Origin of the sequence: Paenibacillus kobensis NBRC 15729, from assembly GCF_004000825.1 — a bacterium.
Classification (GTDB): Bacteria; Bacillota; Bacilli; order Paenibacillales; family Paenibacillaceae; genus Paenibacillus_T; species Paenibacillus_T kobensis.
The window spans coordinates 103097-127714 of sequence record NZ_BILZ01000003.1; the positions used below are offsets into that span (position 1 = coordinate 103097).

At 49.9% G+C, this 24618-nt stretch carries 15 protein-coding genes; 6 read left to right on the forward strand and 9 right to left on the reverse strand.

Annotated features, from left to right (window positions below):
- Positions 1 to 181: 181 nt before the first annotated feature.
- Entirely contained in the window at positions 182 to 1525 is a 1344-nt protein-coding gene (locus tag PKO01S_RS03595) for an aminotransferase-like domain-containing protein (RefSeq protein WP_127529930.1), read from the reverse strand.
- Between the two features lie 208 nt (positions 1526 to 1733).
- Between PKO01S_RS03595 and PKO01S_RS03600 the strand changes: the two genes are divergently transcribed.
- Positions 1734 to 2648 (forward strand): DMT family transporter, encoded by a 915-nt coding sequence (locus PKO01S_RS03600; RefSeq protein ID WP_127530058.1) that lies wholly within the window; start codon positions 1734 to 1736, stop codon positions 2646 to 2648.
- 58 nt (positions 2649 to 2706) lie between these two features.
- On the opposite strand, the gene PKO01S_RS03605 is transcribed toward PKO01S_RS03600, so the two are convergent.
- Positions 2707 to 3627, reverse strand: coding sequence for a Gfo/Idh/MocA family protein (locus tag PKO01S_RS03605; protein WP_127529931.1), 921 nt, complete (start codon positions 3625 to 3627; stop codon positions 2707 to 2709).
- A gap of 23 nt (positions 3628 to 3650) precedes the next feature.
- The gene (locus PKO01S_RS03610) at positions 3651 to 4106 is read right to left on the reverse strand and encodes an Lrp/AsnC family transcriptional regulator (protein ID WP_127529932.1); all 456 of its coding nucleotides are present in this window, start codon (positions 4104 to 4106) and stop codon (positions 3651 to 3653) included.
- A gap of 145 nt (positions 4107 to 4251) precedes the next feature.
- On the opposite strand from PKO01S_RS03610, the gene PKO01S_RS03615 reads away from it, so the two are divergent.
- Positions 4252 to 5109, forward strand: coding sequence for an alpha/beta fold hydrolase (locus PKO01S_RS03615; protein WP_127529933.1), 858 nt, complete (start codon positions 4252 to 4254; stop codon positions 5107 to 5109).
- Between the two features lie 76 nt (positions 5110 to 5185).
- Here the strand turns inward: PKO01S_RS03615 and PKO01S_RS03620 are convergent, their stop codons facing one another.
- Positions 5186 to 6634 carry a DEAD/DEAH box helicase gene (locus PKO01S_RS03620; RefSeq protein WP_127529934.1) on the reverse strand — a complete coding sequence of 483 codons (1449 nt, stop codon included), beginning with the start codon at positions 6632 to 6634 and terminating at the stop codon, positions 5186 to 5188.
- Positions 6635 to 6925: 291 nt separating this feature from the next.
- Between PKO01S_RS03620 and PKO01S_RS03625 the strand changes: the two genes are divergently transcribed.
- Positions 6926 to 8011, forward strand: coding sequence for a sensor domain-containing diguanylate cyclase (locus tag PKO01S_RS03625; RefSeq protein ID WP_127529935.1), 1086 nt, complete (start codon positions 6926 to 6928; stop codon positions 8009 to 8011).
- A gap of 552 nt (positions 8012 to 8563) precedes the next feature.
- On the opposite strand, the gene PKO01S_RS03635 is transcribed toward PKO01S_RS03625, so the two are convergent.
- The 5 genes from PKO01S_RS03635 to PKO01S_RS03655 all read right to left on the reverse strand — a co-directional run bounded on the left by PKO01S_RS03635 (position 8564) and on the right by PKO01S_RS03655 (position 22203).
- A complete protein-coding gene (locus tag PKO01S_RS03635; RefSeq protein ID WP_127529936.1) occupies positions 8564 to 9841 on the reverse strand; it encodes a stalk domain-containing protein in 1278 nt (425 codons plus the stop codon).
- Between the two features lie 84 nt (positions 9842 to 9925).
- Complete coding sequence (locus tag PKO01S_RS03640; RefSeq protein WP_127529937.1) at positions 9926 to 16840, reverse strand: S-layer homology domain-containing protein; 6915 nt, start codon at positions 16838 to 16840, stop codon at positions 9926 to 9928.
- Positions 16841 to 17037: 197 nt separating this feature from the next.
- Positions 17038 to 20142: a BTAD domain-containing putative transcriptional regulator gene (locus PKO01S_RS03645; RefSeq protein ID WP_127529938.1), complete on the reverse strand. Its 3105-nt coding sequence runs from the start codon at positions 20140 to 20142 to the stop codon at positions 17038 to 17040.
- A gap of 139 nt (positions 20143 to 20281) precedes the next feature.
- Entirely contained in the window at positions 20282 to 21271 is a 990-nt protein-coding gene (locus PKO01S_RS03650; RefSeq protein ID WP_127529939.1) for a quinone oxidoreductase family protein, read from the reverse strand.
- Between the two features lie 98 nt (positions 21272 to 21369).
- A complete protein-coding gene (locus PKO01S_RS03655; protein ID WP_127529940.1) occupies positions 21370 to 22203 on the reverse strand; it encodes a helix-turn-helix transcriptional regulator in 834 nt (277 codons plus the stop codon).
- Positions 22204 to 22485: 282 nt separating this feature from the next.
- Between PKO01S_RS03655 and PKO01S_RS03660 the strand changes: the two genes are divergently transcribed.
- Genes PKO01S_RS03660 through PKO01S_RS03670 form a run of 3 tightly spaced genes read left to right on the forward strand, consistent with a single transcriptional unit; the run spans position 22486 to position 24599 of the window.
- Positions 22486 to 23148, forward strand: coding sequence for an amino acid ABC transporter permease (locus tag PKO01S_RS03660; protein WP_127529941.1), 663 nt, complete (start codon positions 22486 to 22488; stop codon positions 23146 to 23148).
- Entirely contained in the window at positions 23129 to 23821 is a 693-nt protein-coding gene (locus PKO01S_RS03665) for an amino acid ABC transporter permease (protein WP_127529942.1), read from the forward strand. Before PKO01S_RS03660 ends, PKO01S_RS03665 begins: the two co-directional genes overlap by 20 nt.
- A 13-nt stretch (positions 23822 to 23834) precedes the next feature.
- On the forward strand, positions 23835 to 24599 hold the full coding sequence (locus PKO01S_RS03670) for an amino acid ABC transporter ATP-binding protein (RefSeq protein ID WP_127529943.1): 765 nt from the start codon (positions 23835 to 23837) through the stop codon (positions 24597 to 24599).
- Positions 24600 to 24618: the final 19 nt, after the last annotated feature.

Below are 24618 nucleotides of genomic sequence, written 5' to 3' on the forward strand. Positions count from 1 at the left end.
GTAATTGGACTGCAGTTAAAGTAAAAAAAGGTCCCACCCACACTTCTCAGCGAGGTTGAACCCGAAGGTTGCATTGCCTTCATTTTCCTGTCTTAAAATTACCACGCGCTTAGTGTTGCTGTCATCGTAATAAATTGACCTATTGCTTGTAATAAATTGACCATCTTGTTAGCACTCTAATTTACCACCGGTTTCCCTGTCTTGCTTCCTCGATGATGGCCTTGACCCCCTCATCAATTTGCACCGGTTGTGTCTGGGAGATGCTGATCCGCAGAAACTTCTCCCGTTCCAAATAACCCGAAATATAAAATGCATTTCCGGATACGACCTTGATATCCCTCTCGGCTAGCCGCTTAATAAGCTGCTCCATATTGACCGTCGGCTTTATTTTAAATTGCGTGTGAATGCCCGAACCTATTCGGGGTACTTCGACTGAACCCGCCTCGTTGTACCGCTCGACCGACTCATTCAGCGCTCGCATGCGCAATGCATATAAGCTGCTTATTTTGTGCTTGTGCCGCTCATACATTCCGTTCTTGAGATACACTTCAAGCGCCGCCTGGGACAACAGCGACGTATCGGGATAGATCTTGTAGGCATGGAAGGCCGTTAGCAAACGTTCCGGCAACACGACGGCCCCTACCCTTAGGCCTGGAAAAATAATTTTGGAGAAGCTTTTTACATAGATGACATGCGAACCCGTATCATAAGCGTAAATCGGATCGAATGGCTGCTCCGTGCCCAAGTCAGCCATATAATCGTCCTCTAAGACATATACGTCGTACATGCCGGCTAATCTCGCGATCGCCTTCCTTTCTGCTGCGCTATAAGTGGTGCCAAGCGGATTGTGGTATCTAGACATCGTATAAAAGAATTTGATGTCACCGCTTCTGAACCACCTCTCCAATTCGCTCAAATCGATTCCTGCCGCCGTACGTGCAATACCATAGACCGGTATCCGTTCCGTTTCCAGAAATCGTAGATAGAGATCGTAACTCGGTTGTTCGACCAATATCGCGGTCTTTCCGTTCGGGAACGGCATCTTGGCCAAAATTTGCAGCGCCTGCTGTGCACCCGAAGTTATGATGACCTGATGAGCTTTGGCGAACACTTGGTCACCAGCCAAATGGGACACAAGTGTGTGACGGAACGACTCCAGCCCATGCGGATCGCCATAGGTGAACAGGTCGTACTTGTAGATGTCGATCGCTTTATTTAAACAATGTTGAAAATCCAGATAAGGAAACACATCCAAATCAGGCACTACCGAAGCGAAGTTGATTAGTCTCGTTTCTCTGTTGTCCCGCCAGTCTCCCGGCTTCTCGACGACAAAGAATCCGCTCTGCGGAACCGAATAAATGGCGTGGCGCTTCTCCAGTTCCATGTATGCCCGGGTGATCGTGCTGATGCTGCATTCGTAAGACGCTGCGGCACTGCGAACGGAGGGCAGCCTCTCACCGGGAAGGTACATCCCCCCCTGTATCTTTCGCTCCATGTCCGACAGTATCGAGAAATACTTTTTCACACACGATTCTCCTTCCCTGCCTGTCCTTATCATAACATTTATTTTCCAGCTCTTAATATTGCATTCCATCTAACTGTACCGGAACAATCCGCGCAAAGTGCCATTGTTCGATTGTTAGAATTGCCCTATCTTCAAATCAACGGGTGAGAAGTTCGCGAACACGTTACCGTTAATTAGAAAGGATGGAGCAACCCTAATCGTGAAAAATATGAGGCTTCCCTATTTCTTGGCCGTTCTTAATGCGGTTATTCTTGGAATATCCTTCTTGTTAGCTAAGATCGTACTCGACTACGCTAATCCGCTCGACGCGCTGGCCTTCCGTTTCGCAGCTTCATTCTTGGCCATGTCCATCCCGGTAGCGCTCGGCCGGGTTAAACTTTCGTATCGCGGCAAGCCTGTGTACAAAGTGTTGCTGCTGGCCATCACGTACCCGCTTGGTTTCTTCACGCTTCAAGCATTCGGTCTGAAGCATGCCACCTCGGCGGAGGGAGGCATTCTGTATGCATTCACCCCTGTCGTTACGATGATCATTGCCTCTCTATTTCTTAAAGAAAAGACGTCCGTCTTACAGAAACTGTCTATTCTTCTGTCGGTGTTCGGCGTCGTGTTCATCTTCGTTATGAAAGGCAACCGCATCGATTTCTCGAATCTGACAGGGATCTCCTTGTTATTGTTAACCTGTATCGCTTTTGCCGGATATATCATTCTGGTCCGTTTGCTATTGAAGCAGTTCAGCCCGGCGGAAATGGCTTATTTGATATTAGGAACCGGATGCGTCGTATTTCTGGCCATTACAATTACCAGCCATGCCATCGATGGCACCCTCGGCCACTATTTTGCGCCTCTTACCAGCAGCACCTTTATCTCCGCCATCCTCTTCTTGGGCGTAGCATCCTCGCTAGGTACGGCGTTGTTGTCCAACTACATCCTGTCTAAGATGGAGGCGTCGAGAATGAGCGTATTCGCCAATCTCGCAACGATCGTCTCCATGGCTGCCGGAGCGGTGTTTCTCGGGGAAGAGGTGACGTTTTATCATCTGATCGGCTCTGTACTCATTATTGCGGGGGTTATGGGAACGAATCTTCTGGGACAAAGAAAAGTGGAGACCGCGGTAAACAAGTGAAGGCCAGCGAATTCAAAAGGCACCCGCTTGGGTGCCTTATTAAGTTCCTATTCAACTCTTATCCAAGGGCTCGAACAATCTTCTCTGCTATTTGATGCGCTTGTAAATCCCGGTCATAACCATCATAGGATGGTGAACCATCTTTTATTGCTTCAATAAAAGCGGACACGATTCCGTGAAAGCCTCTTTTATAAAGCGTTGGTTCCCAATCATTCGAGCCATAATGCAAGATTTGTTTATCTTTATGTGTATAGATTTCATTCACGTTCGTTACAACCCTTGTCTCGCTGCGGCTCATAACCTCTACTTTCTCCTCAGAGGTCCCCGCTTCACGATTCATAATTCCAATTGCTGTACCTTGCCCGGATTCCAGTTGCAGAATGACGTGATGCAGCATACCGTCCGCTTGTTTGCCGCTTATCTTGATTTCGTCTATTGGGTACGGGATCAAATAAAGCAAGGTGTCGATGACATGAATAAAATCATCGAATACGAACGTGCGCAAATCAGCGGCTTGATGACCCCGGTTTTTCTGCATAATGATCAGATTGGGCTTCTCTATTTCCTTCAATTTCTGATAAGGCGGCGCATACCGCCGATTGAAGCCCGCCATCAATACTAAACCTTTGCTTGCCGCCTTCTCGATCAACCTTGCAGAGGATTCGCCGTCGGATGTAATGGGTTTATCCACATAAACATGAACATTGTGATCGAGCAATGTATGAATAATCTCTTCATGAGCGGCAGTAGCAGAATGGACGAAAGCCGCTCTGATCCCGCTCTTTAACATCTCATCCATATCTGTATAGGTATCGTTAATTTTATACTTAGCGGCCGTTTCTCTTAAAGTCTGTTCATTCCTCGTGCATACATGAAGCTCAATCCCCTCCATTTGCGTTAATACCGGAAGGTAAGCTTTCTTCGCAATATCTCCAATGCCAATCATTCCGACTTTCACCCTAACGCCTCCGTCATTCATTATTGACCGTCCATCTACAAGACTTAACTTGAGCTTGAGCTTGATACATCCTGGTCTGCAACAAGACTCTTATCCTCGAATCGCGTAGACAGAACCACAAGCGTCGAGGAGAAACCGAATGCATGGCAGCTCTCGAGGAAGGCTTCCAAGGTCTCGCTTGTTGCGGTTACAACCTTAAGTAAATAATTATACTCTCCGCTTGTTCGGTAGAGATCGACGATCTCAGGCGCCGCCTCTCCGAACTCTTCGAATTCCTTGCAGTTATTCGTTTTGAACAGAACGAACGCCGTTGTATACTTTCCAAGCTTGGGAGGGGACAGCACCGCCCTATAGCCTGCTATGACCCCCTGCTCCTCCAGCCTTCGAAGCCGCTCGGTGACGGCCGGCTGTGACATCGTGATCTTCCGGCTCATCTCAGAAATCGTTATGCGGGCATTCTCATGAATGATCGATAAAATCTGATTGTCTATCCGGTCCATAATCCGTGCACCTCATTATTTAAAGTTAGGATCGAGAACAACGATAAAATTAAGGTTTCAGGCTCCATATTCCTTCATCATCTTATTTAGATTGTAAACCAATACCAGTAAAATTCCACTATAACCAGTAAGGGGGACCGATAAAATGTCTACGACGCCTAACGAAGCTATAGCCAGCGAAGGGGTACACTATTTTACGACCGATGATAACGTTCGAATTGCTTATCGAATCGATGGATCAGGCAATAGACCCGTGTTGATGCTTGCGAACTCCATCGCCACTACGATGAATATGTGGGACAGCCAAATTGCAGAATTGTCTCCGCATTTCCGCGTGCTTCGTTACGACTACCGGGGACATGGCGACTCGGATTCTCCCAGCGGCCCCTATTCGTTCGACAGACTGGGACGGGACGTCATCGAACTGCTGGACGCTCTTCTTATCGACAAGGTACATTTCCTCGGATTGTCATTAGGAGGTGTCGTCGGCCAATGGCTCGGTATCTATGCCCCTGAGCGGATCGACCGGCTGGTCTTAAGCCATACCTCCTCCTACCTGGGGCCGCCTGAACGATGGCAAGGGCTGATCCAAGCGGTGCTACAACCCGAGAATCTCCCCGAAATCGCCGACACCTTCATTGAGAACTGGTTTCCTCCGCATATGCTGGAGCCGGAGAATGCGGTCGTTCATTCTTTTCGCGAGATGGTGCTCGCGACCCGCCCCGAAGGAATCGCCGGAAGCTGGGCCGCAATCCGCGATATGGATATGCGCCGGACGGTTTCCCTCATCGATAACCCGACATTAGTCATTGCTGGCCAATATGATACCGTGACTCTTCCTAGCCACAGCGAATTAATCGCAGACACGGTGCCGAACGCAACACTCGTCATATTGCCGTCTGTTCACCTATCAAATGTCGAGCATCAGGACGAATTCTTGAACGCCGTGTTGAATTTCTTGCAACCGAACGAATCCATTATGAACGGCCGTGTCATTCTATAGGGCAAGAACAAAAAGGCACCCGCTTGGGTGCCTTTACTATTTTCTTCAGGATTAACGTATGTCATGGGATGTCTTTTTATTTCCGGTTAGCCTCATGTACTTTCAGCAGCTTGCCTTTAATCGTCGTATCCTTCATCTTATCAAGAACGAGGCGCCCTTTGCCATTGAGGATGTCCACGTAGGAGGCGGTATCCTCTATCGTGATAATCCCGATGTCATCCGCCGATACTCCGTCAATCTTGGCGATAGTGCCGACGAAGTCTACCGCCCTGATCTTCTTTTTCTTCCCTCCGTTAAAATAAAGCTTCAGCACTTCCTGATTCGAACGGGGGCTGCGATCCTTCTTGGCCGTTCGCCGTTTCATTATTTTCGCTTCAAAAGCAGGAAGGTTACGTGCGACCGCTTCCTTGGAAGGGTTGTTTCTCTTCGGAATCTCGAACCCGGTATATCGCTCGACGTTGGCAACGAATTTCTCTTCGGTCGGCGTAGCGAAGGAAATCGCTGTGCCCGAATTTCCGGCCCTTCCCGTTCGGCCGGTCCGATGGACATAGCTTTCGTTCTCTTGCGGAAAATCATAGTTGAGGACAAGGCTGATGTTCTCGATATCGATCCCTCTCGCGGCGACATCCGTCGCGATCAGATAGCGGAATTCCCCTTGCTTGAACGCGTTCATCACCTTCGTGCGATCATCCTGCTCCATTCCCCCATGAATTCTGCCGCAGGGATATCCATGCTTGCTTAATTCTTTATGCACGACTTCAACCCGGATCTGCGTTCGGCAAAAGATCATGCAGCTATCCGGATTCTCGAGGATGGTGACATCCCGGAGCAAACCAAGCTTGTTCTCGTCCTTGACTGAATAAATCGCATGTTCAATTTGGCTTGTCGTTCTTGCCTCTGTCTTCACCTCTATGTCCAATGGATGATTCATATACTTATGACATAAATTCTCCACGTCCTTAGGCAACGTCGCCGAGAACAGCATCGTCATTCGATCCTGGGGAAGCTCACGGATAATCTTCTCCACATGCTCGATGAATCCCATTTTGAGCATCTCATCGGCTTCATCAATTACAAGAAACTTAATTTGCTCCAGGTCAATGGTCTGCTTCTCGATATGATCGATTAACCGCCCCGGCGTGCCCACGATGACGTGATTTCTATGCTGCAGCTGTACCTTCTGCTTGTAGAAAGGCTGCTTCCCGTACACAGCGGTTGCCTTAATTCGTTTATATTTGCCGATGTTCATGATGTCTTGCTTAACCTGATCGGCAAGCTCGCGAGTCGGCGTTAAGATCAGCGCCTGAGGCCGATTCTCTTCCCATTCCATCATCTCGCAGATCGGAATGCCATAAGCGGCGGTCTTCCCGCTTCCCGTATGGGACTTGACGGTCAAATCCTTACGCTCAAGCGCAATAGGGATTACCCTGCTTTGAACCTCCGTTGGTTGTTGATACCCCAAGCTATCTAATGAACGGTAAATTTCCTCGCCTAACTTATAGTCTTTGAAGCCCTGCTCACTCATAAATTAACCCCTTTTATCTAAGTAACAACCGGTTCTATTCTATCTATTATAGACATACCCGCCTATTCAATACAGGAATTTTATTGGCCAACAGAAGTCATTTCTGAACCCTTTCCTAATGTATGGATTACGACAGTCCAGTTCGCGGCGTCCCATAAGTCCCCTTTATTTCGTACTTTATATGGTAAACTACGGTACGCAGTTAGGCTGACAAACCTATTTAAAAATGCTAGCATGTTAACTAATAATGTCAGGCAGATTACTATGCTAGCATGGAGGGGAATAGGGACGATGATTGAAAACCGTCGCCTGAAAGTCATAATGGAAGTCCAGCAGCAGATGCTGTTATCTAACTTTGATTTAAATCTGTTTATGAAGACGATATGCGATCGGATGTGCCTATTAACCGATGCCGACGGTTCTACGATCGAGATGCTGTCGGCTGATGAAATGGTTTATGCTGCGGTCAGCGGCACTTTGCAGCCTCATCTTGGCATTCGTATCCATAAGAACGGCAGTTTGTCCGGCTTGTGCGTGACGGAGGAGACCATCTTGTATTCGCCGGACACGCAACAGGATGACCGTGTCAACAAGGAAGCGACGATGAAAGTCGGCGCGCGGAGCATGGTCTGCGTTCCCCTGTTTGAATCAAGCAATGCTGTCGGCGTGTTGAAAGTCATCTCCGGCCAGCCTAATGCTTTCTCCAGCCGCGATATCGAGACGTTACAGTTGTTATCGCTCGCTCTGGGGTCAGAGCTAGGCAAGCAAATCACCTATGATGACAAAATTCGTATTCTGAACGATTATGAGCAATTATTGATTCAATTAAAAGCCGAAATTGAAAGACGCGAAAAGCTAGAGCACGAACTTATTCAATTAACCGAGTGCGACATTCTGACGGGATTACTGAATCGCAGAGGCTTTAGCGTACGAATCCAAAGCTGGATTGACCGCGCCGGCCGAGAAGAAGGCTTATTCGGGGTGTTCTACCTCGATTTAAATAAATTCAAACAATGCAACGATACTTACGGACATGAAGTCGGCGATCTCGTGCTTGTGGAATTCGCGAATCGCATCAAGAAGGCCACTAGCGAATCGGATCTAGTCGCACGGCTAGGCGGTGATGAGTTCGTGGTGGCCGCATGGCTGCAGAACGGCCACGACGGTTTGATGCAGGTCGCCCAACGGTTAACCGATCAACTGGAATTGCCGATGCGGATTAAAGGGCTGGATCTTTCGATGACCACCAGCGTCGGCTGTACGTTATGGGCGGAGGGCAAGACAGAGCTCGATCTCATACGTGCCGCGGACCAGTCCATGTATCTCGCCAAGTCCAGCGGCGCCAACCGGATTGTTCTGGACGGGAAGTTGGCATAATAATTAAATTAGCATAACAAACAAAACCACTCCGGGAGTGGTTTTGTTTGTTCGTTCGCTTCATGCTCATCTCTTCTTCCCAACAATATACCTTAGCTTATAAGTTCTTATCGTACCATCCGAATACTCAAAGCTTTCTTGTAACGATCCTGTCTCCATAATGCTCGTCCCGTTGAAATGGTTTCTTAGATCATCCTCGCTAAAAAAATGAGCCTGCTTCCCCTGCTTATATTCAAAAGTGTTCGGTTCGATTTCTGCCCCCGAACCAAATGCAGCATCCTCATGTGCCGTATCCCGCTCCCGGGACTAGTACGGTTCTGGCCTGATGCTGTACAAACCATTCCTTTGCTCTATACGCTGTTTCACTTGGTTGTTCCCCCCATATCAGACCTTCACTCATAAATCTCTTATTCCAATATTCTTTCATGGGTACAGTCCCTCGCTTTCGAGCGCATAGCAGGTTTCACCGTAGTTATTTATCTGTTTTTTGATTATATCATCAATTGGAAGTATATGTAATAATTCCATCATTGAGGCTTGCTTATCACCCCGTTACTTTATATCGATTACGGCAGTCCAGCTGGCGGCGTCCCACGTTACCGCAGCGTCTAAAGCTTCACTTGCGAAGCGGAGCGGCACGAATGTAAATCCGTTCTTATCGGTGAATGGGGCTGTGACTAGCGTGATCCGCTTGCCGTCGACTGTGGCGGACTTGTTGCCGATCTGCAGGTGGATTGCGGTACTGTCCTTGATGATGTCGATGGACTTATCCTTCGCATTGTAGGATATGGTTGCGCCGAGTTTCTCGAATACCCCGCGAAGAGGGATAAATGTGCTGCCTGTTATCATCCGAGGCTGAGGGCTTACGGTTATGTAGGTACCGTTCAGCTGGATACCAATGTTGTTCTGGCTGTATGGTGCGGCGGCGCTCTCCGTGGTGAAAGACCATGTCTTATTGAAGGTCTTGCCTGCGTCGGAACCTGCCCAAGGCGTGAACGTTACCGAGACGGTGTAGGTCTCGTTGTACGCCAATGGAGACTGCGGAATGATATGCCAGTAGTTCGTTGCAACAAAAGGATGAAACAACGGTATTGAATCACCTGCACGGTCGGTGAGGGTTACATCTATGCCTTCCAACAGATATGGGGTCTTGATCGTAATAATCTGCCCCGACCGAGCTGTCCCGAATTGCTCGAGGGGGTTCGGGATTTCATGCCCGGAGAAAGTCGTCATCACGTTAGTCTGGCCATCGTAGGGGTATGTGGCGTATCCCATGGTATTGGCCGCGCAAGCAATCTCGATGACGACGGCACTGCCGTACACGCCGACACCGATTTCCGTGGCATCCGGTGCAATCAACGGCTCGCGGTGGTACGCGGTGTTCAGAAACTCCTCTATGATCGCGTGCGGGTCGCTTTCGTCCACGGTTATAATTTCCCAGGTGGGGATTGATGTATCGCCACCGACGGCGTGGATTCGATCGGCGTGAGTCACCCCCGTGAACCCTTGACCGCGCGGGTTCTCGTCGTGGTTGTAGTAGACGTTGGCGATCATGTACACCGCGTGGTTCTGAGCTGCCTTGGTGAGATACGGGTTGAGCTTGACTGCGGGCAACCCCATTGCGGTCCGAACCGCGTTAAGCTCATCCAAAATTCGCACCGCGTAGCTCGTGCCGCTGTCGTCAGACGAGACGGGTTGTGTTGCCGATGCGGACAATGTTCCTGCCGCGGACGATGTAGCGGATGCGGATGATACCTCCAATAATGTTGAGGCTAGACTCCCCAACAGCACCGCAAGGACCATACTTATTGTGCCAAACTGCTTGTTCATGATAGACCTCCCGCGTTGGTTATAGTGAAAAGGACTTTTCCGTTATCGGGAAAAGCCCTTTACCAAGTCATCCAAGCGTTCTAATTAAATTGTGATCGGAGCATCGCCAGTGAACGTACCGAAGTCACTGAGCATCGCGCCTGCTGTGTTAACAATTGTACCGTTGTTGGTGATCGTACCGAAGTTCGTAAGATAGCTGTTGTTCGTGATCGTTCCGGCGTTCGTGATTATCCCGGCATTCGTGATCATGTTATTATTCGTGATCATACCATTGTTCGTGATGACGCCAGTACCAGCATTGCCTGTGATAGTGCCGTTATTGATCACAGTCGCTGAGCTTGGAATATGGAATGTGCCGTCAACGATCACCGTTGCTGCCATAGACAGCGTAACGGTACCATCCACATTCAACGCGGCACCCTCTAAGATGTTCCAGTAATAGCCGTCGCCCGATATCGTATCCCGCACATTCAGCGTCGAGCCTGCGAGAACCTCAATATTGCCATTCACCGTAGAGTCGCTCACATTCAGCGTCGAGCCTTCGTCAATGGTCAAGGTGTAGCCGCTTAACGCCGTACCGCTCATATTCAGCGTTACGCCCTTCGGGAGGGTCCAATCACCCGTCAGCGCAGCACCGACTAAGGATACTTCTGTTGCAGATACGGCAGTGACAGTCGCTGACGTCAAATCTAATGCTCCAGAACTGGTGATCCAGTCAGGAAGTATAGGCGCGGCAACCTGCACAGCATTCGTTACCGTGCTGATTACCATACCAAGACCTTCATTAGCCCCGTACACCCAGACTTGCAGCTTCTTGCCTGCGTCTCCCGCCGCAACCGTATAGCTCGCGGTTCTATTTCCCGCACCTGCAGCAGGCACATACCGGTCGCTTCCGGCTATATCTTGTACCATCCATTCAAAAGCCGCGCGGTTGCCTGCCGGGTTGCCATCCCCCATCGTTACGACAGCATTAAGGGTATCGCCGACTTGAGGGGACAGATTGTCAATCGTGACACCTGTAATATATACGCCTGCCGCACTTGTAGGATCGCTTGTTACGGCTCCCGCCGATCGACCCATATACGACACTACAACTCGCAGTTGTTTGCCCGCATCTGCTCTCGCCACCATGTAGCTCGCGGTTGTACTGCCCGTACCGGCGGCATTCGCGTACGTTCCGCTGCCTGCTGCCGTCTCGGCTTGCCATTGATACGTCACTTGACTACCTGGGGCACTGCCGTCCCCCATGGTCACAATGGCGGTAAGCGTATCGCCAACGGCTGGATACAAATTGTCGATCGTGACATCCGTGATCGGAACGGTCACTGCGCTCGTTGTTGCGGTCTTCGTGCCGGCAACCGGGCTTACTCCCGTCACCACCACTTGCAGTTTCTTGCCCATGTCCGCGGCTGCAACCGTGTAATTCGCTGTTGCATTCCCCGTACCTGTGGCATTCATGTACGTTCCGCTGGTTGCCGTCTCGACTTGCCATTGATACGTCACACGGCTGCCTGCAGCATTACCATCACCGATCGTTACATTGGCATTCAAAGTGTCCCCTACTGCAGGGGTGGTATTGTCGACACTTACCTTAGTTATCGTGTAATCAGGTGTCCACTGTGCGACATAAGTGACATTCTCGGCAGGCATTGCATTCGGAATAGCAGGGGACCATCCCGCGAATACATAGCCTGCCCTTGTAATCGGCATTCCCGATAGCAGATACGTAGAATCCCCATACCGCATATTTAGCGAGTAACTGCTTGTCCCGCCATTGATAACCCCTCCATTGGGGTCAAGCGTTGCCTTGTAGATATTTTTCTTGTAGTACAGCTTCAATTGAAGCGGGCTGCTCTTCGAATCGATGACTGTGCCCGATGCAACTGTAGCTGTCACGGCTGAGTCCAGCGTGTAGCCCTCATAACTCTTCGGTGTTGCCGTGACCGTCGCGCCTACGATACCGCTTAACGTTTCTTTTTCCGTTACGGTATATTGCGCATTGTAATCCGGCCTGTAATGGGTCACCGTATACGAAGCCGTCTTCGCGCTCCACTGTGCGGTGAAGCTGACATCATGCGCTGGCATCGTTGCCGGAATGGCAGGCGACCATCCAGAGAGTACCTCCGTTCCATTGGTCACAGAAGGCATCGGTATGCTGACCCCATACGGAACCGTTAATGCTGAGACACTGCCTGAGCCGCCGTTGGGATCAAATGCTGCTGTATACGTATTGCGCTTGTAGTACAATTTGAGAACCGTAGAGCCATCCGCTGCTATTGTGCTCGACTTAACGGTACCCTGAACACTGCTGTCAAAAGTAAAGCCCTCATAATCCTTAGGCGTCACCGCGCTCGTGACGGCATCTGTTGAACCGATATGATCTTCAACGTCGGTAACGGTGTAGGTATCGGCAAGAGCGGGAACCTTTGATTTCCATACATAATTTTTGGTAACGGGATCGCGCACTAGTTCAGGGTAAGTATTCGTAACCCAGTAACCCTCTACGGTAGTCTTGGAGGTATCCTGCTTCAAGTGAACGACCGTATAATGCACATCATCTCTAGCCTTCCACTGTGCGGTGTACGTAGTATCTTGATCCGGTACCGTACTTGGGATAGCCGGTGACCAACCGGCGAATGTATAGCCCGGCCTTGACATGACAGGCATCTTCCAGGTGAAGGCGCTCTTGGATTCAAGGGACAAGGTATAGAAGGCGCCGTTATTAGGCCCATAGCCTTGATTAAAGTTCATTTTCACCGTAATAGGCACATATAAAATATTCACATTGGTCGAACCATCATTATTAATCATTGACGATGACAGTGTCACTCCGCAGTTGAGACAAGTATACTTCTGCGCCGTGAAACGGTTGTTTATGTCGCTAGGAAGACTGACCTTCGCATAAGTGGTTCCTTTGTAGGTTTCTGTCGCCTCAAGGGTATACTGCGAAAGGTCATAGCTGCCATAATCATGAACCGGCTTAGCCAGATAGTAGTTTACTTTGTACGGCGTATCCGTCCGCGGCTTCCAGTGAGCATAGAAGTGTGTGGTATGATTCTTTGCTATCTCTGCCCATGTCGGCATAACAGTCGGAAGCGTAACCTTCGTACCGGATTGCATATCCGTATACCATCCCTCAAAGGTCATTCCTGGATATACAGGATCGGGAACGGCGGCAATAGGGTCTCCGGGTTGCCCCTTGATCGTGATAGCACTACCACTACCATTCATTGGATTCAGATCAAAGACAGTATCGTTCACTTTAAAATTAACGGTCACTGGAACCGTGCGCGTCGGCGCGAGCGCCATTGCGCCGCTATTATATTTGATAGTCAGAGAGCCCGTCGCATGAACCGGGAAGCCCTTGCTCTTCTGTGTGCGCAGCTCTTGTGAAATCTCGATGCGATTGGTCTCCATATCATACGTGAAATCGCTGCTATTGGACGTGATGGTGAAATTGTGACGATCCAGCAGTGTCTTGGTCGTATCACCTGTCTTGATGTTCATGAATTCCATTCGCATATAGTTACCGCTTAATTGATTCTGATTATACATATACTCTGGATTCAGATAAAAGGCTGTGATATCAACAGGGGATATATCGGATTGCGGGTAAGCGAAATCCACCACATTCGTGACATCTCCGGCTGATAAAAGCGGCTTCTCATATTCAACCAGTTTTTCATCGGCTGTAACAAAGTCATCAAACAATTGCGCCCCAACTTCGACCTCCACGTACATGCCAAGCTCCAAATACAGTGCACCCAGAGTCGTCGTTGTCTTCACACCGCCTGATTTCTTCAGCTCATAGTAGAAGTATCCCCATAATTTGACGTATACGCCAGGCTCCACGGAGATGCCGATACTGTCCCACTCGACGCTTCCAATGCCTGCCTTCAACTCCACCTGAAGACCCGCTCTCAATCCGAGCGTACCCAATACATAAAACTTAAAGTTGTAATCTCCATCGCCAGGCAAGCTTACGGTGTCACTGCTGCCTGAGAAGCTAAGAACGCGCACGGTAGCTGAATACCGCTTGGCACTCTTATAACTGAAATCAATACCTACCGTCAGATTCACATTAGCACTGACAACGAAGTTTACGGTAAGCTTGATCTCAACAATTCCAACGATCACTCTTTGGCTTCGACTAAAGAGTTCTTTATTAATTAATGAAACCCATTCCGTATCGTTTTCCAGTATTTTTTTATACTTATCCTTCAGTGTAGCCGCGTCTAATCCGGTATCCTTCGCACCCTCAATCAACGCTTTGAGTTGTGGCGCGATATTCTGTAATTGCTCTAGTTTCTCGTCTTCCTTGGCTAGCAGCCAGTCCTTTAATACATCCCCTAGCTGACTATGCTTGACGGTGGCGATCTCCGCCGTTATGTTGATCCCGGTATATGTATAGGCATCTAGGCTAGCCGTGATCACATAGTCTTCAAGGGTATACCAGTAAGGAACGCATATTCCAAAGACACATACTTCATTCCAATGACCTTGGGTATCCCCATTAATACCAAGATCAAGGTACATTTCTTCGACAAAGGTGCTGGTCAGATGGATGACGATGTCGCTCTTATCATTGATACGAATAACAATATCGGCGGCCACTTGCAGAGAAACACTTACACCGGAGGTTTTTCCGGAAATGTTTTTCAATGTAGTGCCTACTGAAGGTACCACCGTCAGATTTTTCACTTCTACTTTGGAGCCCGCGCTTACTGCAGCCATTGGGGCAATCGCATCGTACTGCTGCTTGAAGCTGTCGGTGCGTATCGCCAAGTCGGCCAAATAATCGGCAGCTTCATTGACGAATCCGCTGGCTATCGCTTGCTGCTTGACTTCCCCTTCCAGCTTCGCGACGTTCTCGTCAGACAATAACTGACCGCCGTCGAGCTGTTGTTTCTGATAGACATTCAGAGCGCTCGTCACTTGCTCCTGCGTGGCATCGGTATACGTAATAATATCCATCTCTGCTGCCTGTGTGATCGACGTGATGCGACCATACGTTACCGTACCATTGCGGCTGCCGGATTCACCATGAATGAAACCGATAAAGTCGCCCGCATTGACAACAGTGAGTTCATTCAGACCAAATGGCGCAAACTGAGGGTCACTATAGTTCATCGTGGCATGCTCTACCGTGATGGAATGGTTATCCGGGTCTCCATCCGTGTCCGCCGTCGGGCTCACAGGAAGAATATCGGGTTTGGTCAATACTTTCTTGGAATCCGCATGGGTATACGTGTAGGTATTACCGCTGATCGCTGTGATCTGTACGTAGGCGACATTGCCGTCATCGGCGTTATCCACCGTACGCAGATCAGGGCGAACCCCTTCGTAGACCGCAACGGTATCTCCCACTTGCATCACGGTGCTGCCGTCGTAATCAAATGTACCGTTAGTCGCATTCGCTTCGCTTAATTTTGCTCCACTGCCGCCTATTGTTGTCGTTATAACCGGAATCGATGGGGAGCCCACATCCGCGCCGTCTAGCATCATATTCGATACATCCGCGAATGATAGATAGATCATGTCTGGATTAAGCGGTAAGTTCATCACTTCTTGTTTGGCGATGGCAAAAACATAGATGGTGGTCGTGGCATCTTGACCATCGTAAGACAGGTTGGCATCCGTCAACGTGAGTTGATACGTGTGGCCTTCCTCGAATTTGCCGTCTTGCGCTGCGGACTTCACGGTGAAGTGACCATTCGCGCCAGTGACGACGATACCTGCAAATGCAGGATTCGCCGAGGATTTGAACGTCATACCCGCTTGCACTTGGGCAGCCGTCATTTTACCTGTTGCATCGGTCACGTTGATGGTGAAGTTCGGCGCTACATCCAGCACCGATACACTTGGAATACTCGCCACAGCCAGATCAGGGCTGCCAATATAATTGGCATACAGCGTCATATTGCCGGTAACCGTATCGTCGTCCATGACGGGTTGGGTAAGAGCACTGTCCTTATACCAACCTTGAAAAATATACCCTTGCTTCACTGGAGCCGGGAGACTGCTTAGTGATTCACTTGAATTCAGCGTGAGGCTATTAATAGCGGAGCCGCCATTGGTCTCAAACGCGATGGTATAGTTAGAAGTGCCTGATCCAGTGCCAGTGCCAGTGTCAGTGTCACTGCCACCAGAGTCCGGGCCTGTTGTCGTTGGCGTAGATGGTATTGTTGTTGGCTCTGCTGGTTCAGTTGGTTCTGCTGGTTCGGTTGGCTGTGCTGGTTCAGTTGGCTCGGAGGCTGCTCCCGCCTTCACAACCTCGTTGCTGCGCATGGCAAAAGTAGCTGCCTCAGCACGGGTAGCCCTGAATTGTGGATTGAAATTTCCATTAGCATCTCCAGCAAGCAAGCCCGCCTGCCAAAGCTTGACTATCGCATCCGCCGCCCATGGTGATATCTTGGATAGGTCGTTCGGTTTCGTCGTTACGCTGATGTTCGTCTGATATGGTATGTTTAAGACTTCGAAAAACCGCAAAGTCAGCGTTGCCATCTGTTCTCTGGTGATCGCCGTGTCTGGCGCAAATTTATTGTTGCCCGTACCGCTTGTAATGCCTCTTTCCACGGCCCATTGCACATAAGGTGCATACCAAGCATCTGATTTTACGTCTGCGAATGCGGAAGTTTGATATTTACTTACATCAACTCCAGCAATACGCCCGAGTACAGTTACATACATGCCGCGAGTCATTGTTCCGTTAGGCGAGAAACTATCATTACCTGTACCGCCGAATATTCCATTCTGTTGTACATACGTGACCGCATTATAGAACCAGTCCGTCGGCTTTACATCCTTGAAGGAATTTGGAACGGTTTGTTGCGTGTTAGAACCGTTCGCAGCAGCCAACGTTGTATTTGGCGACACATCATGCCAATTCATTGTCGATGGTGTACCGACAGTATTGGCCTCAGCAGCAAAGATCTGAGTCGGTACAAACGATACGAGAATCGTGAACGTAAGCAATAAACTTAATAATCGTTTATACATGGCGTTTCCCCTCCTGCAATTTTTCTACACTTTCCTACAAAACTATCAATTTAAGAACAATTTGCTTCACCCTATCACAGCCAGGCTAAACAAAACCTAAACAAATCGATTTCTACGTAGAATTTTGTCGATAAAAAAAAGCATCCCTCAGTCATCTTTAATGACTAAGGGACACTCCCCTTTTGGCGAAAAAGCGTTCAATTCAGAGGTAAATTCGTCTTGTTCTTATCTTCAAAATGCAGCAATCTCCTGACCGCTTCCTTCGGCTCAATCCCAAGCTCGGTCTGCAGCATTACCCGGAGCGCCTCATATTGCTTGATCGCCATAAAGCGTTCGTTCGCCAGCAATAGCACACGAATGAGCAGCTCATGAATGTACTCATTCAGCGGATCATGCGAGAGCGCCTGCCGCAGCAGTTCCGCAGCGGCATGATATTGCCCTCTCCTCTCCTCACGTTCATGGAGACGAAGCAGCATCGCAACGTACTCGCTTTCCAAGCGGATACGCGCCGGTTCAGCCCACTCGTATGAAGTGCCCGCCATATAGCCCTCTCCATATAATTGAATAAATTCGCTGGCATAACTGCTCAACGCATGGTCATCGATTTGCGCCTGAGCAGCCAGCAAGCGATCCCACTCATCGAGATCACAGTCCAACTGGCTCAGATCGATACGGTAACCGCCTTCCACATGCCGAACGATACCATCCAATCCGATTTTACTCAAAGCTTTGCGCAGAAAATGTGTCGTCGTATTAAACTGGGCCCCTGCCCGTTCGACATCCACCTCTCCCCACAAACCATCGAGAATGCGGTCTCTGCTCACCGACTCGCCGCGATGATGAACGAGAAAGGCCATTAACTCCTCGGTTTTGGATGTCCGCCACTTGATTGCAGCACCGTTCTCTGTTTCTAAGCGCACCCGTCCGAAACATCGAACCTTGATTCGTGGAGGCGACGGATACCCATCGAACGCTTGCAGCACGAGATTCGCATACCTCGACATATCCATCGATCCCGCACCTTTGTCTCCATACGACTGCACATAATGGGACAGCAGTTCCTTCATCTCCGGTCCTTCATCGATGAAGCTGCGAATGAACCCTTGAGGTTCAGCGAGACGTAACGCGGCATCCAGCTTCTCAAGCGCCAGCTCAATCCGATTGTCGCGATACAACGTCACGCTTTGCATGATCCTAACGTAAATACGATCCCGCAGCCGGTCTTCCTTCGTCAACAGCTGATAGACCTTCTCCGCGAGTGACAGCGCCTGTTCGAACTGACCGCAGGCGGTGAGCACGCGAATAAGCACCAACTGTTCGATCACTTTGTCGAGCGCAGCTTCGTCCGTATGCGACAGTCCGCATTGCGCCAACCATCGGCCGGCTGACTCCAAATTCCCTTGGCGTACGGCCAAGCTCGCCTGCTCCGCTTCGATTTTGCGCATGAACGTATCGTAGTCAGGTGAATCAATCTTCAATTTAAGCTGTTCTAACAGCTTCGCGGCCTCTATAGAATGGCCCTTTGCTTGCTGAATTCTCGATGCCGCCACTTCGATCTGATATCGGTTACGAGGAACCGGAGCGTATTCCTCCGTTCGCATAATGCGGTTGATCCAATCCTCCGCTTCCTCTAACCGGTTCCACTCGCACAATAGCTTGGCGTATGAAGCATACATGGGCATCGCATACGGATGGTTGACGCGTTCCCGCCAATATTCCATCATTCTGATAAAAAATGAAGCCGCACCCTGATAGTCATTGATGTAGCTCATATGATCATCGAACTCTTCGAGCGCATAATGCTTATTGTTGCCGCCTTGAATAAATAAGCTATGCTCGGGTGCATACACATCACCACGGATGAAGAAGTCCGCTGTTCCCGCAAGGTCTCGGTTAACAAAAGCCGCAGCACCGCAAAACGAGTAGATTTCTCCCATCATCATGCGCCATAGGTCTGCGTCCATATCGTCTTTCATCGCTTCGAATCGGATTCGAAGACGTTCTGCCCGACCCGGAATGATGTCGAATTGCCTTACACCGAGAATGACATACAAACAAAAAAGCTCAACTAGCGGCCGACTTGACACGTATTGCTCCGGCACTTGCATTACCCAACGCGCGACAACGACGTTTTTGCCTTCAAGAAATGCATATAAATGCGCTTCGATCAGGCGAACGACATCCTCATACTGTTGTCCTGCCAAATAATGCTCCGCCGCTTCTTCGATGAAGCGATGATGTTCAAACCATTGTGCAGCTCGCACGTTCGTCTGAATCCACAGCTCGGGCTCCGTTCGAGCGAGCTTCGACTGCAGAAAGTCAGACAACAGGTGGTGATAGCGATACCACTGGCGTTGCTCATCCAGCGGAATGATGAATAGTTGAAGCTGTTCCAGCTGTTCCAGCTGTTGCTGACCTTTCGCCTGCCCTGTCACCGCCTCGCACAAGGCATAATTCATCTGGTTCAGCACGGAGGTTTGCAGCAAAAAGTCGCGCGTCGCCTCCGGCAGATCGCGAAAGACTTCCTCCAGCAAGTAATCGGATATATGCTGCTGACGGCCGCTGAATTGGCGGATCGATTCGGATACATTGCCGCTTCGCTGCAATGAGATTGCCGCAAGCCGCAACCCGCTAATCCAACCTTCGGTTTGGTCGTACAGCAGACTGATCTGCTTTGCCGACAGTCTCAATTCCGTCGTGTTGCGGAAGAAATCGTATACTTCCTCCGGCCGGAACCGTAATTGCTCGATCGTAAGCCGCTGCATCTCTCCTTTCGCGAACAGTCTTGTTGTCGGAAAGGGGAGGTCGTTGCGGCTTGCGATATATACATGAATATGATTCGGGAGAAATTCGAGCAGATAGCTCATCGACTTCTGGATGGCCGGCATCGTCACCAGATGATAATCGTCAAACATGACGACCAGCTCGTCCGTCAGCCGATCCAGCTCATTCAGTAGCGCAGTCATCGCCGGTTCCAATGATGCGGAAGACGCGGAAGGTCCCTCCGCCAGCAGCGGCCCCACGGTCAGGCCAAACCCTGCGACTCGGTTCTGAATCGAAGCGATGACCGTATTCCAGAACGTAATCCAGTCATCATCCTGCTTGCCTAGTGACACCCATGCAACAAGTCGGCCGCTTTGTTTGGCCCACCCGCTTAACGCCGTCGTTTTTCCGTAGCCGGATGGGGCGAATAAAAGCGTCAGCTTCGCATCCATTCCTTCTTCCAGTCGTTGAAGCAGCTCCGAGCGGGCAACCAACGTATGCCGTTCATGTGGGATATGCAGCTTTGTTGCAGCGATCATTGGTAGCCCCTCCATAGGAATTAGACAGAAAATGAGTGATTAGGTGTATATTCGACATCTAGTCACAATTTCCCCCGTAGCCTCGATAAAACGAAATGAAGGCACCCTGCGGGTGCCCCTGCTTCATCGTATATTGGATTTATACTTGCAAAACCAGTTTGCCGACCGTGTTTTTTTGTTCTAAAAGCGCAAGTGCATCGGCGGCTTTCTCCAGCGGATACACGCCGTGAATCTCCGCATGAATCTCTTTTCTTGCCAGCATGCCAAGCGCCTCCCGTGCTGCCTGCCCGGTCTCCGCAGGATTGCTCTCGGCGTATCCTCCTAATGCAAAGCCTGCGGCCTGTTTATTGGAAAACCATATCTGGTTGAACGAATGGGCGACATCCTGTTCACCGCTGGCGTTACCGACAACTACCAACTGGCCCAAAGGGCGAAGCACCTCTAAGCTTTGTTGGCGCATGCTTCCCCCAACCGGGTCAAAGACAGCGTGAACGCCTTGCTGTCCCGTTGCCTTCAGCGTTCGCTCGACGAAATCGTTCCGGACAAATAATTCATCATATCCGAAGGGAGCTGCAAGCTTCGCTTTCTCTGGCGTTCCAACGGTCCCGAATACTTTGCCCGCTCCCAATCGTCTGGCCACTTGTCCCAGAAAGCCGCCCAGTCCGCCTACGGCCGCATGGACAAGCACATTGTCGCCGGCTCTCATTCTATACACATCTCTGATGGCCAAGTAAGCTGTTGTCAGATTGACGATCGAAGCTGCCGCCGTCGCCAAGTCAAGCTCCATCCCCAATTGATCCAGCGGAACCGTCAGTTCCGGCCGCACGTTCGCCATAGAGGCGAACCCGTTAAAATCAAGCAGCGTCATAGAGGCTACCGGCTGACCGACATAGAATCCCTCTACGCCTTCCCCGATTGCCCGTACATAACCTGACACTTCTAGACCAGGAGTAAGCGGCATCGGAAAATCGGACATAAATTCGCCGCGGCTCAGCAGCACTTCGAAATATCCCACGCCTGCATAAGCAACGTCAATGGTAAGCAGGCCAGGGGCCGGCTGCAGATCCGGTTTTTCGCTCCATTTTAAGCTAGCTGGTCCGCCCGGTTGATCGATAACAATAGATTTCATATCCAATCGTAACCTCCAAGTTCAGGAATGAAATCATTATATTTCGGATCTAAATAGGCAACCAGTTTCCCTTTATACAGGTATCCCGACTAACAGGATTATTGTCGCAAGACTGCTAATTTTTCTTCCGTCACCGTATTTGCTATAGGGGTAAATATACAGCAATGAAGGTTCTCATCCCCATTAATATTCGAAAAGGTATTCAATTGAAAAAATAATTGCCCGACGACACAATGATCGAACGTATATTGGATCGCTTTCTTTTGCTGTACATTATGCAACCGCCATAACATCTGGAAATCCGCGCATTCGAGACACATCTTCTGGACGAAAGCCTCGAACCACCGGTCGCTGGCATGTTGGTCATAATACATCCGAAATACGCCCATCGTAAAGTCAGCGAATTCCTTCCAATTAACCAACTGCTCGCGCAGATTCGGATCTGTAAAGATTAATCGCGTCATCACACGTTCATCAGCGGGGATGGTATGGAAGTCCGTAATAATCTCGGTTGCCAACCGGTTGTAAGCGAGCACCTCGGTTCGATGATTCGCAATAATAGCCGGATAATTCACTTGGTCGATAATGGTCTGAAGTTCAGGATAGGCTTCACCGGTATTCGGACTAGCATTCCTCTCTCCTCCGTAATCAGCCAATCGAAGCAAATGAGCCTGTTCATCCGAAGATAATTGCAGGGCTCGAGCCACGCTCTCAATAACTTCCCTTGATACGGAAGCAACCCTGCCCTGTTCCAGCCAGGTATACCAAGTGATGCTCACTCCTGAAAGTTGGGCGACCTCTTCCCTGCGCAATCCCGGCGTTCTTCTTCTTCCAAAGCGGCTAGCCATTTCGATTCCATCTGGTTTAATCCGTTCTCGGCGAGATTTTAAGAAGTCTCCAAGTATCTTAAACCTTTCATTGCCCGCAGCCATTTCACCACACCTTGCAAAAGAGATTCGGTTCAATACGGTTAGATTATCGTTTCCCCTGCTAACATATTATTCCTGAAATTTGAAATACACAATCCTCAGCCCCGATGGCTGTGGTGAGGCTTCTCAGTCCCATGGACGGTGCGTCTCCCGATCCGCTTCCCGCGCCTGATCGCCGTTAGAATCCAATGATTGACAATCGATATAAGCTGGGTTATTTTTAATACAATAAATCGCATAAGATTAGTATGATTTATATAAACACTTCTAACGGAAGGAGACATTATGGATCAATACTCCACGTTCGATTTGATTCCGATTTTTGCGAGAGCAGCGGGTACGACTTTGATAGTCGCGTCGAGCTCTATCCTCTTTGCTTTCGTTATCGGACTGCTTGCCGGTATCGCGTTATTTTACAAAGTGCCGGTCTTGAAGCCCGTCATTTACGCATATGTCGAATTTTTCAGAAATACGCCCTCCCTTATTCAAGCTTATTTTATTTTTTACGGGCTTCCCAAAGTGTCCGTCCAGTTCGACAGCCACACCTGCTCGATTATCGTTCTGTCACTGCTGGGTGGCGCTTATATGTGCGAGGCGATCCACTCGGGCCTCAAAGCGATCCCGAACAACCAGCTTGAGCTCGCGAAAGCGATGGGGTTGTCCCGGCTCCATACGACCGTCCATCTGCTTATTCCCCAGTCAATCTCGACGTCGATTGCCGCGATCAATAACAACTCGATTTTCCTAACCAAAGAAGTGTCGGCGATGAAGATCATATTGCTGCCGGAAATCGTCTATCAGGCTTTCGCGATCATTAGCTTACGGACCGACTTGACCCTTCCGGTCGCCGTCATGACCATCGCCAGCTATTTGGCCATTCTGCTTCCGATGACTTATTTATTATCGCTCGCGGAAAGGAAGATTCGATTTGCGGAATTTGGGGCTTGATTTCATTGCAACAGCATTTCCGAGGCTTCTCGACGGTTTTGTGATTGCCGTTCAAATCGCCGGAGTTTCCTTCCTGCTCTCCATCGCGTTCGGGTTCGTGCTCGGCGTGCTGATGACGTTAAAGAACCGATGGCTATCTGTCGTCCTGCGAGTTTGTCTCGAAGCATTCCGGCTCATCCATCCCGTCATTTGGCTGTTCATTCTGTTCTACGGACTCGCATACGCGTTCGACACGCCGACGAATGGTTACACCATCTCCATTATCGTCTTCACCTTGTGGGGATCCTTCGAGATCGGAGACTTGGTCAGAGGTTACCTTACGAGCCTGCCCCGCCACCAATTCGAGTCGAGCATGGCGGTCGGGCTGACCCGAAGGCAGATGTACGTTCACGTTCTTCTGCCGCAGATCATCATCCGGACGTTGCCGTCCGTCGTGAATCTCGCGACCCGGCTGATCAAGACGACGAGTCTGGTGTCGCTCATCGGCGTTCAAGAGATGCTCAAGGTGTCCCAAAGCATTATTCAAGTCGCGTACTACAACAACCCGACGAGCATGATCTCTTTCACAATGTACTTGGTATTGCTGATCTTCTATTTCATCATCTGCTTCCCGCTATCGTTGCTTGCAAGGTATATGGAGAAGAAAGCCGCTTCCTTAACGACAGGTACTTAGAAAAGGAGAGCCTATGCACTTATCTATCGACAGTCTCAAGAAGTCTTTCAACGGAAACGCCGTCTTGAATGGCATCAGCCTGGAGATCGAGCAAGGCGAAATCGTCGCGGTCCTTGGACGGTCCGGCTGCGGCAAATCGACGCTGCTGCGGTGCGTTAACGGCCTCGAGCAAATCGACTCCGGTGAGATCCGTCTCCATGGCGCGCCCATCACGAAGCCCAACGCGAGCTACTCCCACTGGGTGGGAATCAGGAAGAAAATCGGCATGGTTTTTCAAAGTTACGATCTCTTCCCCCATATGAACGTGCTGAACAACATTATTCTCGGCCCGACGAAAGTGGAGAAAAGGAGCAAGAAAGAAGCGACGCAAGACGCGCTGAAGCTGCTGGAGAAAGTCGGATTGTCCGAGAAAAAGCTCGCCTATCCGCGTGAGCTGTCCGGCGGCCAGAAGCAGCGGGTCGCCATCTGCCGGGCGCTGTGCATGAATCCGGAAATCATTCTGTTCGACGAAGTGACCGCGGCGCTCGATCCGGAGATGGTGCGAGAGGTGCTGGACGTCATTCGGACGCTTCGCAATCAAGGATTGACGCTAATCATTGTGACGCACGAAATGGAATTTGCCGAGAAGGTCGCCGACCGCATCGTGTTCATGGAAGCCGGGAGAATCGTCGAAGTCGCTGAGCCGAGCACGTTCTTCCGCTCTCCGGCGACAGCCGAAGCAAGGCAGTTCTTGAACTTGCCGCCCCTCAACGTCGCTTCGATCGACCATGTGAGCTGAAATAAAATATGCAAATATT